Raw genomic sequence first — 13963 nt, 5'->3', positions numbered from 1 at the left:
AGCCACGACAGTGTCAGAACCTATCTGAAGGGGGTCATGTAAATGAGCACTCATTCCGTTGACAATCACGGCGCCAGCCACGGCAGCGTCAAGTCCTACCTGACCGGCTTCGTGCTGTCACTCATCCTGACCGCGATCCCGTTCTGGATGGTGATGGACGGCTCCGCCTCCCATGCCATGGTGCTCGGCACAGTAGTGGCCATGGCGGTGGTGCAGATCTTCGTGCACCTGGTCTACTTCCTGCACATGAACACCTCCTCCGAGGAGCGCTGGAACCTGGTGGCACTGGTCTTTACCGTGCTCATCATCGCCATCGTGGTCGTGGGTTCCCTGTGGATCATGTACAACCTCAACATCAACATGATGGTTCACTGAGCGGGTTGATGTGATGATGAAGCAATACCTGCAAGTGACCAAGCCGGGCATCATCTTCGGTAACCTCATCTCGGTTATCGGCGGCTTCCTGCTGGCCTCGAAGGGGAGCCTGGATGTGCCCCTGTTCATCCTGACCATGGTGGGGGTGTCACTGGTGGTGGCCTCCGGTTGCGTGTTCAACAACTACATCGACCGGGACATCGACTGCATCATGGAGCGCACCAAGAACCGCGCCCTGGTGAGGGGGCTCATCGCCCCCGGTGTGTCGCTCTGGTATGCGACGGCACTGGGCGTTGCGGGCATTGCACTGCTCTACTTCGCGGCCAATCCGTTTGCCGCCTTGCTGGCGGTGCTGGGCTTCCTGGTCTATGTGGGGGTCTACAGCCTCTACATGAAGCGTCATTCGGTCTATGGCACCCTGGTCGGCAGCCTCTCCGGCGCCGCGCCACCCGTCATCGGCTACTGCGCGGTGAGCGGCCAGTTCGACTCTGGGGCGTTTATCCTGCTGGCTATCTTCAGCCTGTGGCAGATGCCGCACTCCTATGCGATCGCCATCTTCCGCTTCAAGGATTACCAGGCCGCCAACATCCCGGTGTTGCCGGTGGTGAAGGGGATCCCGGTGGCCAAGCTCCACATCACCCTCTACATACTGGCGTTCATGGTGCCGACCCTGATGCTGTTCCTCGGCGGCTACGCCGGTTACAAGTATCTGGTGGTGGCCACCGCGGTGAGCGTCTGGTGGCTGGGGATGGCGCTGTCCGGTTACAAGGCGGCGGTGGATGACTCCCTCTGGGCCCGCAAGCTGTTCATGTTCTCCATCGTCACCATCACGTGTTTGAGCGTGATGATGTCGGTGGACTTCCAGCCGGATGCCGCGCCTGTATTGGTGAGCATGCTGCCCTGAGGCAGGTGCCAGCCAGACTCGGTGTTGTGATGCAACGCGGGAAAATCAATAGAATCCAGAGCCGGGAACCTTCCCGGCTCTGTTATTATGAGGCCCGCCCCACGGGGCACCTTGTCGGCTTTCTCGGGTGTGGCGTGCCTTGTCATCCGCCCCTTTCTGTCTCCTCTCCCTGACCTATCGAGGCCATCATGAATGATTTCACCATGACGAGGGGCGAGCGCCGCGCGACCTGGGCGCTCGGCTCCGTCTTCTCGCTGCGCATGCTCGGCATGTTCATGGTCCTGCCGGTGCTGACCACCTACGGCATGTCCCTGGCGGGCGCCTCCGAGGCGCTGATCGGCCTTGCCATCGGCATCTACGGCATGACCCAGGCCCTGTTCCAGATCCCCTTCGGCCTGCTCTCCGATCGCATCGGCCGCAAGCCCCTCATCGTCGGCGGCCTGCTGATGTTTGCGCTGGGCAGCGTCATCGCCGCCCTGAGCGACTCCATCTGGGGGGTCATCGTCGGGCGCGCCCTGCAGGGGAGCGGCGCCATCTCCGCCGCCGTCATGGCGCTCCTGTCGGATCTCACCCGGGAGCAGAATCGCACCAAGGCCATGGCCTTCATCGGGGTGAGCTTTGGCATCACCTTCGCCATCGCCATGGTGACAGGCCCCCTGATCACCCAGGCGGTGGGACTCTCCGGTCTGTTCTGGCTCATCGCCCTGCTGGCGCTGGCGGCCATCGCCATGGTGATCTGGGTGGTGCCGACCCCGGCGGCCCACCTGCAGAATCGCGAGTCCGCCATGGTGCGTGGCGGTTTTCGCACCGTGCTCACCAACCCGCGCCTGCTCAGGCTCAACCTCGGCATCCTCTGCGTTCACACCCTGCTGATGTCGAGCTTCGTGGCTCTGCCGCCCCTGCTCGAACAAGCGGGCCTGGCTCGGGAGCACCAGTGGCAGGCCTACCTGGTCACCATGCTGGTCGCCTTCGTGAGTGTGGTGCCCTTCATCATCTATGCCGAGAAGCACCGCCAGATGAAGCGGGTCTTCATCGGGTGCGTGGGGGTGATGCTGGCCGCCGAGCTGGTGCTCTGGCAGAGCGGCCTGCAACTCTGGGGCCTGCTCGCCGGGCTGCAGCTCTTCTTCGTCGGCTTCAATGTGATGGAGGCCCTGCTGCCGTCCCTTATCAGCAAGGAGTCCCCGCCCGGCTACAAGGGCACCGCCATGGGGGTCTACTCCACCAGCCAGTTCCTCGGGGTCGCCATCGGCGGCAGCCTCGGCGGCCTGCTCTACAGCCTGGGGGGCGGTCCTCTGGTGTTTGGCGGCTGCGCCGTGCTGGCCCTGCTCTGGCTCGGGGTGAGCCTCACCATGGCGGAGCCTCCCTACGTCAGCAGCCTGCGCATCGTGCTGCCGGAGGGGGTCGAGGCCACCCCGGCGCTGGAGCAGCGGATCCGCGCCTGCGACGGGGTGAGCGACGTGCTGCTGGTGCGCGAGGAGCACTCCCTCTACGTGAAGGTGGACAGCAAGCGCCTGACCCGCAGCGATCTGGAGCGGCTGGTCTCCCTCTGAGGGTGACCGGGCCCCGAGGGCGGCCAGGGGCACGGCTGCTATGCTGAGATCCTCAACCACAGGAGGAACCTCTCATGTCATATGTAGACGGATTCGTGATCGCCGTGCCCACGGTCAACAAGCAGGCCCTGATCGATCATGCTGGGCTGTTTGACCCCATCTTTCTCGAATATGGGGCCACCCGGGTGCTGGAGTGCTGGGGGGATGACGTGCCCCACGGCAAGCAGACCGACTTCTACCGCGCGGTGGCGGCCAAGGAGGACGAAGCCGTGGTCTTCTCCTGGGTGGAGTGGCCGAGCAAGGCGGTGCGGGACGAGGCCATGACCAAGATGATGAAGGACCCCAGGATGGATCCGGCCAGCCCCATGCACCAGACCATGCCCTTCGATGGGGCCCGCATGATCTTTGGCGGCTTCACCACAGTGCTGGAGCTCAAGGGATGAGGGCCCGTCGGCGACACCCAAGCACGCCATTCAGCCTGATCTTGGGGCTTCACCATTGTGGCTGGAGCTCAAGGGCTGAGGGCCCGCCGCCGGTACAAAAAGCCCGCCATTTGGCGGGCTTTTTCATTGGGCGAGGGGACGTCGCGCAAGTCAGCTCGGGCGCCAGAAGGGCTTGTCCCCGAGTATGGTGGCCCTGTGCATCACCCGGCGTGCCGGCAGGTAGTCGGCATTGGCATAGTGCTGGGTCACCCTGTTGTCCCAGATGGCGATGTCGTTCTCCTGCCAGCGCCAGCGCACCTGAAACTCGGGGCGGCGGATGTGCTCGAACAGAAAGCCGAGCAGTGCCTCGCTCTCCTTTGGGGGCAGCCCGGGCAGCCGGGTGGTGAACCCCTCGTTGACGAACAGGGCCTGCCGACCGCTCACCGGATGGGTGCGGATCACCGGGTGGCGCAGGGGCGGGTGACGGGCCACGGCCGCCTGCCAGCGCTGTCGCTCCTCCTCGCTGCCGTCGTGGCGGTGAGCCGGGAAGGACTTGGTGAAGTCGTGCTCGGCTTCCAGCCCCGCCAGCAGGGTTTGCAGGGGGGGGGAGAGGGCTGCCAGCGCCGCGATGCCGCTGGCCCAGAGGGTGTCCCCCCCGGTGGGAGGCAGCTGCTTGGCGGCCAGAATGGCCAGCGCCGGGGGCGTCTCGATGAAGGTCACGTCGGTGTGCCAGTTGTCGTTGTCCGGCGGATTGTCGTCGTGGGTATCGAGCACGATGATCTCCTCGGCCTCCTCCGTGTGGGGGTAGACGGGGTGGATGTGCAGATCCCCGAAGCGGTTCGCCAGCGCCCGCTGCGCTCGCGGGGTGATGGGCTGGTCGCGAAAGAACAGCACCTGGTATTTGAGCAGGGCGCGATGGATCTGCTCGAACTGCCCCTGGGTCAGGGGCTCGGCCAGATTGACGCCGGCGATCTCGGCGCCGATATGGGGGCCCAGGGGGGTGATGGTCAGCTTGTCGGTCATTGTCTTGCTCCATGCCAGGGGGCGCGCAGGCCCGGTTCCAATACGAAGGCGATGTGAAGGATCGCGGTCAGCTTGTGGTTCATTGTCCTTCTCCATGCCAGGGGGTGAGCCTGCGCTGCAGGGCGCGCAGGCCCGGTTCCAGTACGAAGGCGATGTGAAGGATCACCATGGGAGCGGTCAGCTTGTGGTTCATTGTCCTTCTCCGTGCCAGGGGGTCAGCCTGCGCTGCAGGGCGCGCAAGCCCAGTTCCAGTACGAAGGCGATCAGGGCGATCACCAGAATGCCTGCCAGCACCACGTCGGTGGCGAGGAACTCGCCGGCGGATTGCACCATGAAGCCCACCCCCCGGGTGGCGGCGATAAGCTCGGCCGCCACCAGGGTGGACCAGCCCACCCCGAGCCCGATGCGCAGCCCGGTCAGGATGTCCGGCAGGGCGCCTGGCAGGATCACGTGCCACAGCACCTGGGGCCGGGATGCTCCCAGCGCCTGGGCCGCCCGCACTCGCACCGCGTTGGCGCTCTGCACCCCCGCCAGGGTCGCCAGGGCCACGGGGGCGAAGATGGCCAGATAGATGAGCAGCACCTTGGAGGTCTCGCCTATGCCAAACCAGATCACCATCAGGGGCAGGTAGGCCAGTGGCGGCACCGGGCGGTAGAGCTCGATGAGGGGGTCCAGCCCGCCGCGCACCGTGGGGCTGAGCCCCATGGCGATGCCCACAGTGATGCCAAAAAAGGCCGCCGCGACCAGGGCCACCAGGATGCGGCCGAGGCTCGCCCCCAGGTGCTGCCACAGGGTGGCGTCCATAAAGCCCTGGGGCCCGGCGATGGTGATGAGCTGTGCCAACACCCGCTCCGGGGGCGGCAGGAACAGGGGATCGACCCAGCCAAGGTGCGCCACCAGCCACCACAGGGCCAACAGGACGAGCAGGGTGGCGAGGCTCAGGGTCAGACGGCGGGGCAGGGGCCAGCCCGTTGCGCGTGCGTGGGTGACATCCCGCTGCCGGGCGAGAGCGAGGGTCATGGGAAGGCCTCCCGCTCTGCGAACACTCGCCCCAGCACGTATTCACGGCGCTCGATGAAGGCCGGGTCGGACTTGATGCTGCGGCAGGGCTCCCCGGCGGCGAAGCGGCGACCGAACTCCAGGGTCAGCCGCTCCATCACCCGTCCGGGGGAGGAGGAGAGCAGCACCAGCTCGGTGGCCATGAAGATGGCCTCCTCGATGTCGTGGGTGATGAGCAGCACCTGGCGCCGATGCTCGTGCCACAGGCGCAGCAGCAGAGTCTGCATCTGCTCCCGGGTGAAGGCGTCCAGGGCGCCGAAGGGCTCGTCCAGCAGGAGCAGGCGGGGCCGGGTGGCCAAGGCTCGGGCGATGCCGACCCGCTGGCGCTGGCCGCCGGAGAGCTGCCAGATGGCGCGATTGCCGGCGCCTTCCAGCCCCACCTGACGCAGCAGTGCCTGGGCCTGTTCGGTGCGTTGGGCACTGGGCACCCCCGCCAGTTGCAGGCCGAGGGTCACGTTGTCCAGCACGTTGCGCCAGGGCAGCAGCCCCTCGCTCTGGAACACCACGCCGCGCTCGGCGCCGGGGCCGGTGACCTGTTTTCCCTCGAGACTTATCTGGCCGTGGTGGCAGGGCTCGAAGCCCGCCACCAGGTTGAGGAGGGTGGTCTTGCCCGATCCCGAGGGGCCGAGCACCACCATCAGCTCCCCCTCGGGCAGGGAGAGGCTGATGTTGTCGAGCACTCGCCTGCCGGCGTACTCGGCGGACACATGAGAGAGCTGCAGCATGGTCGTCTCCTCCGGTTTACTGGGCCACGGCTTTCACGAAGCGATCGGTCACGAACTGGCGGTAATCCGAGGCGGCGCTTGGCACCTTGCCCTGGCTCTCGAGGAAGCGGGCGGTGTCGATGATGGTCTGGTTGACCAGGCTGCCCAGCTCGGCGCTCTGGGCCTTCGCATCGAGATAGGTATTGCCCTTCACCAGAGTGGGGACGTCCGCCTCGGGAACGCCGCTCAGGGCCGCGAGCTTGCCAAGATGCTCGGGCTGGGCCAGCCAGCCGTCGGGGTTGGCGAGGTAGGCCTGCTGGGCGGCCAGGGTACTGTTCACGAAGGCTTGCACCACCTCGGGATGGGCCTTGGCAAAGTCCTTGCGCACCACCCAGACATCCAGGGTCGGCGCCCCCCAGTCACCCACCTGGGCGGAGTCGGTCAGCACCTTGCCCTCCCTGGTGAGCTGGTTGAGGGCCGGGGCCCAGACATAGGCGCCGTCGATGTCTCCCCGCTGCCAGGCGGCGATGATGGCCGGCGGTTGCAGGTTCACTATCTGCAGCGTCGTGGGGTCGATGTTCCAGTGCTTGAGGGCCGCCAGCAGGCTGTAGTGAGTGGTGGAGGTATAGGGCACGGCGATGCGCTTGCCCGCCAGATCTTCGGGTTTCGCGAGCCCCTGCTTCACCACCAGGGCCTCGGACTCCCCAAGCTTGGAGGCGAGCAGGAACACCTCGATGGGCAGGTTCTGGCTCGCCGCCACCGCCAGGGGGCTGGAGCCGATGTTGCCTATCTGCACATCGCCGGAGGCGAGCGCCCGTACCACGCTGGCGCCGCTGTCAAACTTGCGCCAATCCACGGTGGCGCCGCTCTCCCTGGCGAAGCTGTTGTCGGCCTGGGCCACCTTGGCGGGCTCGGCCGAGGTCTGGTAGGCCACGGTGACCTCGAGGGCCTGGGCGGACTGGCCGAGCAGCACTAAGGCCGCGAGCCACAGAGAGATGCCTTTTGCTGTCATGATGCACTTCCTTGTTCGGGGGGGTTGGAAGCCACATCTTTATCTGAACATCCCCGAGTGCGAAGGAACGAGAAGGGTGTTCTCATGCCGTTTGGTTCTTAGAAAAAGAACGGTAAATCAATGATCTGTTTGAGATATGCCGGGAGGTGAATAGCTTGCTCACCCGCCGTCTATCGGGTGGTTGGCGCAAGGGGCAAAGCGCCAGACCCCAGGTGCCGGAAAGTGCGCACAGGGGCAGGCCAGCAGGGAGGGCAGTGACTGGCAGGGGGAAGAGAGGAAAAGGCCCCGCCAGGGTGGCGGGGCCAGGGGATCAGCGCTCCACCAGCGGGGCCGAGCGGTAGCTCCAGAGGCCATAGGTGCGCAGGGCGTCGCGGTAGATGCCGAGCAGCTCCTCCGGGCTCGCCTTGGCCAGGGCGGAAAGGGGCTTGTCCGGGTAGGCGACGCTGTCGATGCGGATATTGGCCGGGCCGCTCTGCCAGCAGGCGATTTCCAGCAGGGTCTGGCCCCGGCGCACGTGGCTCGCCGAGCTCACCAGGGTGGCGAACTCAATCTCGTGGCGGGCGAGGGCATAGCCGCTGTAGAGGGCATTCTCCACCGTGCTGGTGGCGTAGTTCTCTTCGATGATGCGGGAGCGGTCGATGCCCTTCTTTGCCAGCCAGTCCGCCATCAGCTTGCCCTCGGTCTGGCGGTTCTGGGGCACGCCGCCGGTGAGGATGACGAGGGCCGCCGGATCGGCCTGGGCCAGGGCGCGGGTGGTCTCGAGGCGCCCCAGCAGGATCTCGTGCATGGAGCCATCGGGATTGAGGGCATAGCCCAGGGTGACGATGGCGCGGCGCCCCTTCTTCTCGCCTCGTCCCTGACGCTCCTTGAGGGGGGTGGCGACCACCCGGTCCACGGTGGCGAACAGCCGTTGCAAGTCGGCGGCGCGACCGGCGTTGAGCTCGCCGACCCGCTTGAGGTAGCCATCGGACTTGGCCTGATCGCCCTTGAAGCGCAGCCAGGTGGCGAGATAGGTGTTGATGTCCAGATCGTCCGGGGCGGCGGTGAGGGCCTGCTCGAACAGGGCGATGGCCCTCTCCACGTTGCCGTTGTAGATCTGGGCGTTGGCCGCCGAGATGAGCAGATCGGTGCGATAGGGCTCGAGCTGGTGCGCCTCCAGCAGCAGGGTGGTCACCTGCTCCATGTTGCTCGGCATCTTGGCGGTGAAGCCCGCATCGGAGACCCGGGCGGGGGAGTGGAAGATGCGGGCGGCGTCTGCCAGCAGCTGGTCCACCACCTGGCGCTTGCTGATGTACTGATCGTAATTCTGCTCCTTTTGCAGGGAGCGCACCGGGGCGGCCCAGGCATCGGATGCGACAAAGAGCGGCAGCGCCAGCAGGCTGGTGAGGGTCAGGGCAATCGCGGTTTTCTTCATCATGGGGCTCCCCCTGGGGTGAGGGGCGCGATACCGTGGCTCGTCCCCTGAATGCTTTTCCAATAAAAACAGATGCTTGGTTTGCTGCCTACTCTACTCCCTTCCCGATGAAAAAAACGTGAACCCTTACGGTTATCCCGATGGTGCCCTCAGCGCAGCCCCAGCCGCTCCTGCAGGAAGGCCAGCCAGGCCTCCACCTTGGCGGGCAGGTGGCGGCGCCTGGGATAGACGCACCAGATGCCGTGCTCGGGCAGGGCATGGTCAGGCAGCACGGGCACCAGCCGGCCGGCGGCGAGATCCCGCGCCACGATGAAGTCCGGCATGTTGCCGATGCCGAGCCCCGCCAGCAGCGCGGTGTGGATGGCGTCGCTGTTGTTGACCTCGAAATTGCCCCTGGGGGTGATGGCCACCTCCCCCTCGGGCCCGTGCAGCCGCCACTGGGTGCCGCCGCGAAACAGGGAGTAGAAGAGGCAGTTGTGGCGCTCGAGATCGACCGGGGTGCGGGGCGTGCCGGCCTGCGCCAGGTAGGCGGGGGCGGCGCACAATGTGCTGAGACAGGGGGCGAGGCGGCGGGCCACCAGGCTCGAATCCTCCAGCTCGCCGATGCGCACCGCCACGTCGAACCCCTCGGCCACCAGATCCTGCTGGGCATCGCTCATCTCGAGCTGCAACTGCACCTCGGGGTGGAGGGCGAGAAACTCGGGGACAAGGGGGGCTATGTGGCGCCGGCCATAGACCATGGGCACAGTCACCCGCAGCAGGCCGCGGGGGGCCGATTGCAGGGCGCCGATGGCATCTTCCCCGTCGCAGGCCAGGCGCACCGCATGGCGCACCGTCTCGAAGTAGCGCTCCCCCGCCTCGGTGAGGGTGAGGGAGCGGGTGGTGCGATAGAGGAGCTGGCAGCCGAGGGCCTGCTCGAGCTGGCTCACCTTCTTGCTCAGCACCGACTTGCTGAGACCGAGCTGACGGGCGGCGCCGGAGAAAGAGCCCGACTCCACCACGGCGACGAAGGCCGGGAGCAGGGCGAAGGCTTCCTGGTTCATGTTGTTCTCGATATGGAAACAATGTTGTTCCAGAAGCGTGGATTATCCCCAAATCAAAAACAATTTACCCTGCTCGTCAGTTCAACCAAGGAGCAACCCCATGATCCCCCCTCTTGTTGACCGCGGCCCCGACCGCCCCGCCCTCGGCCAGACACTCGGCCAGAGCATAGGCGCCCTGGCCGCCTTCGTTGCTGGCCTGCTGCTGGCGCTGATGATCGCCCAGAACGGCGCCCTGGCCCACGCCACCGACCCCTGGCTCGCGAGCTGGCTGGCCCATGGGGTCGGCAGCCTGGTGGCCGGGCTCCTGTGGTGGCTCTCCCCAAGGCCCCCGACGCCGGAGGCGGCCCCGCCCTGGGCCTGGCTCGGCGGTCTGCCGGGGGCGCTTACCGTGGTGCTGGCGGCCCTGTGCCTCAACTCCCCCCTCGGCATGGCGGGCACCCTGGCCCTGCTGCTGCTCGGTCAGCTGCTGTTTGGTGCCCTGTGCGATGGCCTCGGCTGGCTCGGGCTGGCCCGCCGCCGCCCCTCGGGGAAGGACGCGCTCGCCGCCTTGCTGGTGCTGGCCGGCGCCCTGTTTATCGTGCTCTGCTAGGAGAAACACCATGACCCTATTGATCCTGCTGGGACTGCTCGCCGCATTGCTGGTGCTGGCTGGCGCCCTGTTTATCGTGCTGCGTTAGGAGAAACACCATGACCATATTGATCCTGCTGGGACTGCTGAACGGCGTGGCGGTGAGCCTGTCGCGCACCCTCAATGGCCGCCTCGCCAGCGCCCGGGGCACCATGACGGCTTCCCTTGCCAACCACCTGCTCGGCTTCGGGTTGCTCGGCGCCCTGCTCATCCTCAAGGGGGCGCCCTGGGAGCGGCTCGCCGGGCTCGACCCCTGGCTGCTGCTCGGCGGCGTGCTGGGGGCGCTGTTCGTCGCCATCAGCAGCTGGGCCATAGGCCGGGTCGGCGCCCTGGCCTGCGCCCTGCTCATCGTCACGGGCCAGCTGGCGGGGGGCGCCCTGCTCGATGCCCTGGCCGGACGGCTGGCAGCGAGCGATCTGCTCGGCATCCTGCTGGTGCTGGCGGGCGCCGCGCTGCAACGCTGGCAGGCCGGCAAGCCGCGCTCCCGAGGATGAGCGGTGCGGCGATGGCCTGGGTAAACCGGCAGGGATGACAAGAGCGCCACCCTTGTCTGGATGCAAAAGGCTGCTCGCCAACCGGATCAGGGCCTAGGCGAAAGGGAAAAGGCGAAAGAGAGGGAGGGAAAGGAAGAAAAAGGAAGGCAAAGGAGAACAAAGAAAGAGAGCCCGCCTATAAGCCAGGGCCGGCCCAAAAAGCAGAACACCGGCGCTTGGCCGGTGTTCTGGGATCACAGGGTCGCACCCCTGCTCGGGGCGTCGCGGCCATACGCAGCTTAGGCGTAGAAGGCCTCGACAGTGCCCTTGACGGTGATCAGCATGGCATTGCCGTAGCGATCCTTGGCCTTGGGGGAGGGGATCTTCACCCAGCCTTCGCTGATGCAGTACTCCTCGACATTGGTGCGCTCCTTGCCGTTCACGCGAATGCCGATCTCGTGCTGGAAGCACTCTGCCACATGGTGCGGGCTGCGCGGGTTGGCCGCCAGGCGGTCGGGCAGTGCAGGTTTGTTGTCGCTCATTTTATAGACCTGAGTTTGATAAAAAGTGGGTCATTGTAGGCAATGCCCGCCATGGGCTCAAGGCTGGCGACCCGCAACTTCACCTTCACTTCACCGAGCGGGAATAAGGTAGGCCAACGTTTTCAGTTGGAGCTTCACCCTATGCCCACCATAGTCACCCACGCCGCCGTACCCCTCTGCCTTGGGCTCGGGCTTGGCAGCCGGATCATCCCGCCGCGCCTGCTGCTGGCGGGGGTTGCCATCGCCATGCTGCCCGATGCCGATGTGCTCGCCTTTAAACTGGGGGTCGCCTACGGCCATGTCTTTGGCCACCGCGGCTTTACCCACTCCCTGCTGTTCGCCTTTGCCCTGCCCACACTGGCCATGCTGTTTCACCGCCAATTTCGGGCGAGCGTCGCCACCGTCTGGTTGTTTCTGCTGGTCTCTTTGCTCTCCCACAGCCTGCTCGATTCCCTCACCACCGGCGGCAAGGGGGTTGGCTGGCTCTGGCCATGGCGTGACGAACGCTTCTTCGCCCCCTGGCAGGTGATCCGGGTTGCCCCCTTCAAGCTGGAAGCCTATCTCACCGCCCGAGGTGAGGCGGTGATCCTCTCCGAGCTCTACTGGGTCTGGCTGCCGGGGGTAGCCTTGATGTCGGGATTGATTTTGTTGCGACTCATTGTGGTAAATCGATATCCGCAGCAGCAATCCAGCCGGTAGTGACCCTCTTGCCGTGAAACGCCACTTTGTAGCGGGCATACGGAAAACTGAAATCAAGTAGGTGTACCCGATCACCCTTGATGAGGTAACTCTTTCGTGGGTTCTCGCTCTCGGCGCTGGCATAAAAAGAGGCTCGTGGCACACCGACTGTCAGGTAGATATCCGGTGTTTTGCTATTGCAGTCGATAGCGGCAATCTCGGCCGGATGTAGAGTTTCGATACAGAAATTGGCGTAATTCTCCCGCTCGCTGACAAGCGTCATCTCACCGTCAGCGTTGAGCTGATAGGTACGATCAATATATCTGGGGCCAGATTTCATCGAACTCTCAATCTTGTCTGACATCAGTTCTGGATTGGCAATTTCATTATCGGTCGCGAGCGAGCAATCGCTGCCAACCAGTCTCACCAGACGGTAGAATATATTTACCCCGCCATAACCCGAGCTCACCGGGAGTGTCAGCAGACTAAAGTGTGGATAGTCGTAGCGTTGCACGGTACTTTTGATATCCCCCATACCATCCTGCTCAAAAGTGAGCATTTGATTGGCGCAGCTTAGAGTTATCTTTTTTTCTTGCTGGCTCAGCTGCGCCTGCTTGGCTAGTGAAACGGTATGGTTCTGATCAGGTGAAATTGCAACTGATACGGGATCAAGTGCCAGGGTATGGGTTGAAAATAGAAGTAGTAAAAGCAGGTATACAATCATTATTTGCCTAATAGATAAATGTAAAGAAACTGGGACGCCCCCCTTTTTTGTGCTGGCTTTGTAGCATCTTGTTCAGAAAGGTGGGTGTCCTGATTTTACGGCAACCTGTCATGCGCTATTTTAACTGTGGTACGCCGTCAATATTTTCAAGCCACTTATTTATAGATGCGGTTTGTTTTTCTGAAATTTTACCTTTCGAAACAATAGTGCTTCTGACACCAGCCAGGAACTCAGTTTTCTCTTCCGGCAATTTTGCTATAGCCACATCAATCCAAAATAAATAGTTGTATATTTTTTGCAGCGTTTCTGGACGGAGGTTTTCGGGGGCTTTAGCTGCAATATTATTTATATGGCGAATATCAGCTTCCGAAAGTCGCTGACTATTGTGTTTTTCATAGTATTTTTTCAACACTGAGTATGAACATTTGAGTTCGCCAACAAGCTTCGATTCTCTTAGCATTAAGTACTCAATCGCTCTTTTCTCTGGATTGTCCGCAAGTACACCCCCTCCGCCACCATAACCACCGCCTTCTCGATCATTTTTTGGGAAAGTAAATTTGGTTAAGTCTGGAATCCCGGATAACGAACCTTCCCCAGCATTATTCTTTGCGCAGGTTGGCCCTGCGTATGACAACTCTCCTGTCTCTAAATGTTCTAAGACATAAGCTTTCAGAGAGGTTAAATACTGTGGGCAGAAGTCACACTTTCTGGTAGTTTCAGTCAGATCACGTCTAATCACCTGATACCGCATACTGCACTCCTTTAGTGCATAACGTCTGGCACAATTGCCGAAGCTCGGTTGTTGCCCCTTGTTATGTGCAGTCGTACAATTTTAAAACATGCTAACACCCAAGCCGCGAACAACAAAATTTGGACTCCCATCTCTTGTGTTCTGTCGATACAACATCTTGCTCAGAAAGATGGGTGTCCTAATTTTTTAACGAATCACAAAGATATTGAATGGCATAGTAAGCTAAGCTTTCTCTATTCCAGACATTATCAAAGCCATTTTACTGATTAGTTCTCCTTCGGTAGGTAAATGAACATCAACAAGTATTAGTCCATACTCTTTAAACTTTTCAATCCGCTGTTTAGTTTCCATGTAATCACTGCAGATGTTTTTAGGGAATTCCTTTCTTGACAAATAAAGCTCTGCATAATTCCCTGATTTTAAGTAGAAAGTTGTCTGGGTATATTTGAATAGATGTTTTAGGTCTTCTTTTATCCAATCAACCCTAACGTTTTTCATTCTAGTTAATTTTAGGAAATTTAAAAGCTCCTCTCTTTGGATAACTAAACTATCGGCACCAAGTTTCCATGCCTGCATAGACAAGTAACTACCTAAAATCCTGTGTAGTCTTACTTGTGCCTCACGATATACATCTTCACTAGCTGCCATAAATTCTCCTGCA

General features: G+C 62.5%; 17 protein-coding genes and 1 pseudogene. 8 read left to right on the top strand and 10 right to left on the bottom strand.

Features of this window, described 5'->3' with window-relative positions:
* Nucleotides 1-42 precede the first annotated feature (42 nt).
* From AAHB08_RS16730 to AAHB08_RS16715, 5 genes and pseudogenes are all read left to right on the top strand, one after another.
* The gene (locus AAHB08_RS16730) at nt 43-375 is read left to right on the top strand and encodes a cytochrome o ubiquinol oxidase subunit IV (protein WP_319913330.1); all 333 of its coding nucleotides are present in this window, start codon (nt 43-45) and stop codon (nt 373-375) included.
* Nucleotides 376-385: 10 nt separating this feature from the next.
* Nucleotides 386-1279, top strand: a complete 894-nt coding sequence (cyoE, locus tag AAHB08_RS16725; protein ID WP_342059559.1) for a heme o synthase — start codon at nt 386-388, stop codon at nt 1277-1279.
* A 188-nt stretch (nt 1280-1467) separates the two neighbouring features.
* Nucleotides 1468-2517: pseudogene (locus tag AAHB08_RS16720) on the top strand (MFS transporter); the annotation flags it as partial.
* 147 nt (nt 2518-2664) lie between these two features.
* Nucleotides 2665-2829, top strand: coding sequence for a hypothetical protein (locus AAHB08_RS21180; RefSeq protein ID WP_404838547.1), 165 nt, complete (start codon nt 2665-2667; stop codon nt 2827-2829).
* A gap of 74 nt (nt 2830-2903) precedes the next feature.
* Complete coding sequence (locus tag AAHB08_RS16715) at nt 2904-3272, top strand: DUF1428 domain-containing protein (protein WP_043133720.1); 369 nt, start codon at nt 2904-2906, stop codon at nt 3270-3272.
* 150 nt (nt 3273-3422) lie between these two features.
* Here the strand turns inward: AAHB08_RS16715 and tauD are convergent, their stop codons facing one another.
* The 6 genes from tauD to AAHB08_RS16680 form a co-directional block, all read right to left on the bottom strand.
* On the bottom strand, nt 3423-4274 hold the full coding sequence (gene tauD / locus AAHB08_RS16710) for a taurine dioxygenase (RefSeq protein ID WP_342059557.1): 852 nt from the start codon (nt 4272-4274) through the stop codon (nt 3423-3425).
* 189 nt (nt 4275-4463) lie between these two features.
* Entirely contained in the window at nt 4464-5294 is an 831-nt protein-coding gene (gene tauC, locus AAHB08_RS16700; protein WP_342059556.1) for a taurine ABC transporter permease TauC, read from the bottom strand.
* The gene (tauB, locus tag AAHB08_RS16695) at nt 5291-6058 is read right to left on the bottom strand and encodes a taurine ABC transporter ATP-binding subunit (RefSeq protein ID WP_342059555.1); all 768 of its coding nucleotides are present in this window, start codon (nt 6056-6058) and stop codon (nt 5291-5293) included. The genes tauC and tauB overlap by 4 nt, the downstream gene beginning before the upstream one ends.
* 16 nt (nt 6059-6074) lie before the next feature.
* Nucleotides 6075-7049 (bottom strand): taurine ABC transporter substrate-binding protein, encoded by a 975-nt coding sequence (tauA, locus tag AAHB08_RS16690; RefSeq protein ID WP_342059554.1) that lies wholly within the window; start codon nt 7047-7049, stop codon nt 6075-6077.
* 310 nt (nt 7050-7359) lie between these two features.
* Nucleotides 7360-8463: a YdcF family protein gene (locus AAHB08_RS16685; RefSeq protein ID WP_342059570.1), complete on the bottom strand. Its 1104-nt coding sequence runs from the start codon at nt 8461-8463 to the stop codon at nt 7360-7362.
* 149 nt (nt 8464-8612) lie between these two features.
* Nucleotides 8613-9506, bottom strand: a complete 894-nt coding sequence (locus AAHB08_RS16680) for a LysR family transcriptional regulator (RefSeq protein WP_342059553.1) — start codon at nt 9504-9506, stop codon at nt 8613-8615.
* Nucleotides 9507-9606: 100 nt separating this feature from the next.
* Here AAHB08_RS16680 and AAHB08_RS16675 point away from each other — a divergent pair, with 100 nt between their 5' ends.
* A complete protein-coding gene (locus AAHB08_RS16675; RefSeq protein ID WP_342059552.1) occupies nt 9607-10095 on the top strand; it encodes a DMT family transporter in 489 nt (162 codons plus the stop codon).
* 98 nt (nt 10096-10193) lie between these two features.
* Nucleotides 10194-10628, top strand: a complete 435-nt coding sequence (locus AAHB08_RS16670) for a DMT family transporter (protein WP_342059551.1) — start codon at nt 10194-10196, stop codon at nt 10626-10628.
* 278 nt (nt 10629-10906) lie between these two features.
* On the opposite strand, the gene AAHB08_RS16665 is transcribed toward AAHB08_RS16670, so the two are convergent.
* On the bottom strand, nt 10907-11149 hold the full coding sequence (locus AAHB08_RS16665) for a DUF3297 family protein (protein WP_005332143.1): 243 nt from the start codon (nt 11147-11149) through the stop codon (nt 10907-10909).
* 141 nt (nt 11150-11290) lie between these two features.
* Between AAHB08_RS16665 and AAHB08_RS16660 the strand changes: the two genes are divergently transcribed.
* Nucleotides 11291-11848 carry a metal-dependent hydrolase gene (locus AAHB08_RS16660; protein WP_342059550.1) on the top strand — a complete coding sequence of 186 codons (558 nt, stop codon included), beginning with the start codon at nt 11291-11293 and terminating at the stop codon, nt 11846-11848.
* Here AAHB08_RS16660 and AAHB08_RS16655 read toward each other — a convergent pair.
* From AAHB08_RS16655 to AAHB08_RS16645, 3 genes are all read right to left on the bottom strand, one after another.
* The gene (locus tag AAHB08_RS16655; protein ID WP_342059549.1) at nt 11805-12551 is read right to left on the bottom strand and encodes a hypothetical protein; all 747 of its coding nucleotides are present in this window, start codon (nt 12549-12551) and stop codon (nt 11805-11807) included. The genes AAHB08_RS16660 and AAHB08_RS16655 overlap by 44 nt on opposite strands.
* 115 nt (nt 12552-12666) lie before the next feature.
* Entirely contained in the window at nt 12667-13302 is a 636-nt protein-coding gene (locus tag AAHB08_RS16650) for a hypothetical protein (RefSeq protein ID WP_342059548.1), read from the bottom strand.
* Nucleotides 13303-13524: 222 nt separating this feature from the next.
* Nucleotides 13525-13950 carry a hypothetical protein gene (locus AAHB08_RS16645; protein WP_342059547.1) on the bottom strand — a complete coding sequence of 142 codons (426 nt, stop codon included), beginning with the start codon at nt 13948-13950 and terminating at the stop codon, nt 13525-13527.
* Nucleotides 13951-13963 lie beyond the last annotated feature (13 nt).

Origin of the sequence: Aeromonas sp. OTU364, assembly GCF_038440395.1 — a bacterium.
Taxonomy (GTDB): domain Bacteria; phylum Pseudomonadota; class Gammaproteobacteria; order Enterobacterales; family Aeromonadaceae; genus Aeromonas.
This window is presented reverse-complemented; position numbering and strand designations above follow the sequence as displayed.

Excerpts from the sequence above, each read along its gene's own strand:
- AAHB08_RS16670 (WP_342059551.1), top strand. The coding sequence starts at position 10,194 with ATGACCATATTGATCCTGCTGGGACTGCTGAACGGCGTGGCGGTGAGC.
- tauB (WP_342059555.1), bottom strand. The coding sequence starts at position 6,058 with ATGCTGCAGCTCTCTCATGTGTCCGCCGAGTACGCCGGCAGGCGAGTG.
- AAHB08_RS16675 (WP_342059552.1), top strand. The coding sequence starts at position 9,607 with ATGATCCCCCCTCTTGTTGACCGCGGCCCCGACCGCCCCGCCCTCGGC.
- AAHB08_RS16655 (WP_342059549.1), bottom strand. The coding sequence starts at position 12,551 with ATGATTGTATACCTGCTTTTACTACTTCTATTTTCAACCCATACCCTG.
- tauD (WP_342059557.1), bottom strand. The coding sequence starts at position 4,274 with ATGACCGACAAGCTGACCATCACCCCCCTGGGCCCCCATATCGGCGCC.
- AAHB08_RS16645 (WP_342059547.1), bottom strand. The coding sequence starts at position 13,950 with ATGGCAGCTAGTGAAGATGTATATCGTGAGGCACAAGTAAGACTACAC.
- tauC (WP_342059556.1), bottom strand. The coding sequence starts at position 5,294 with ATGACCCTCGCTCTCGCCCGGCAGCGGGATGTCACCCACGCACGCGCA.
- AAHB08_RS16685 (WP_342059570.1), bottom strand. The coding sequence starts at position 8,463 with ATGAAGAAAACCGCGATTGCCCTGACCCTCACCAGCCTGCTGGCGCTG.
- AAHB08_RS16665 (WP_005332143.1), bottom strand. The coding sequence starts at position 11,149 with ATGAGCGACAACAAACCTGCACTGCCCGACCGCCTGGCGGCCAACCCG.
- AAHB08_RS16715 (WP_043133720.1), top strand. The coding sequence starts at position 2,904 with ATGTCATATGTAGACGGATTCGTGATCGCCGTGCCCACGGTCAACAAG.
- tauA (WP_342059554.1), bottom strand. The coding sequence starts at position 7,049 with ATGACAGCAAAAGGCATCTCTCTGTGGCTCGCGGCCTTAGTGCTGCTC.
- AAHB08_RS16730 (WP_319913330.1), top strand. The coding sequence starts at position 43 with ATGAGCACTCATTCCGTTGACAATCACGGCGCCAGCCACGGCAGCGTC.
- AAHB08_RS16680 (WP_342059553.1), bottom strand. The coding sequence starts at position 9,506 with ATGAACCAGGAAGCCTTCGCCCTGCTCCCGGCCTTCGTCGCCGTGGTG.
- AAHB08_RS16650 (WP_342059548.1), bottom strand. The coding sequence starts at position 13,302 with ATGCGGTATCAGGTGATTAGACGTGATCTGACTGAAACTACCAGAAAG.
- AAHB08_RS16660 (WP_342059550.1), top strand. The coding sequence starts at position 11,291 with ATGCCCACCATAGTCACCCACGCCGCCGTACCCCTCTGCCTTGGGCTC.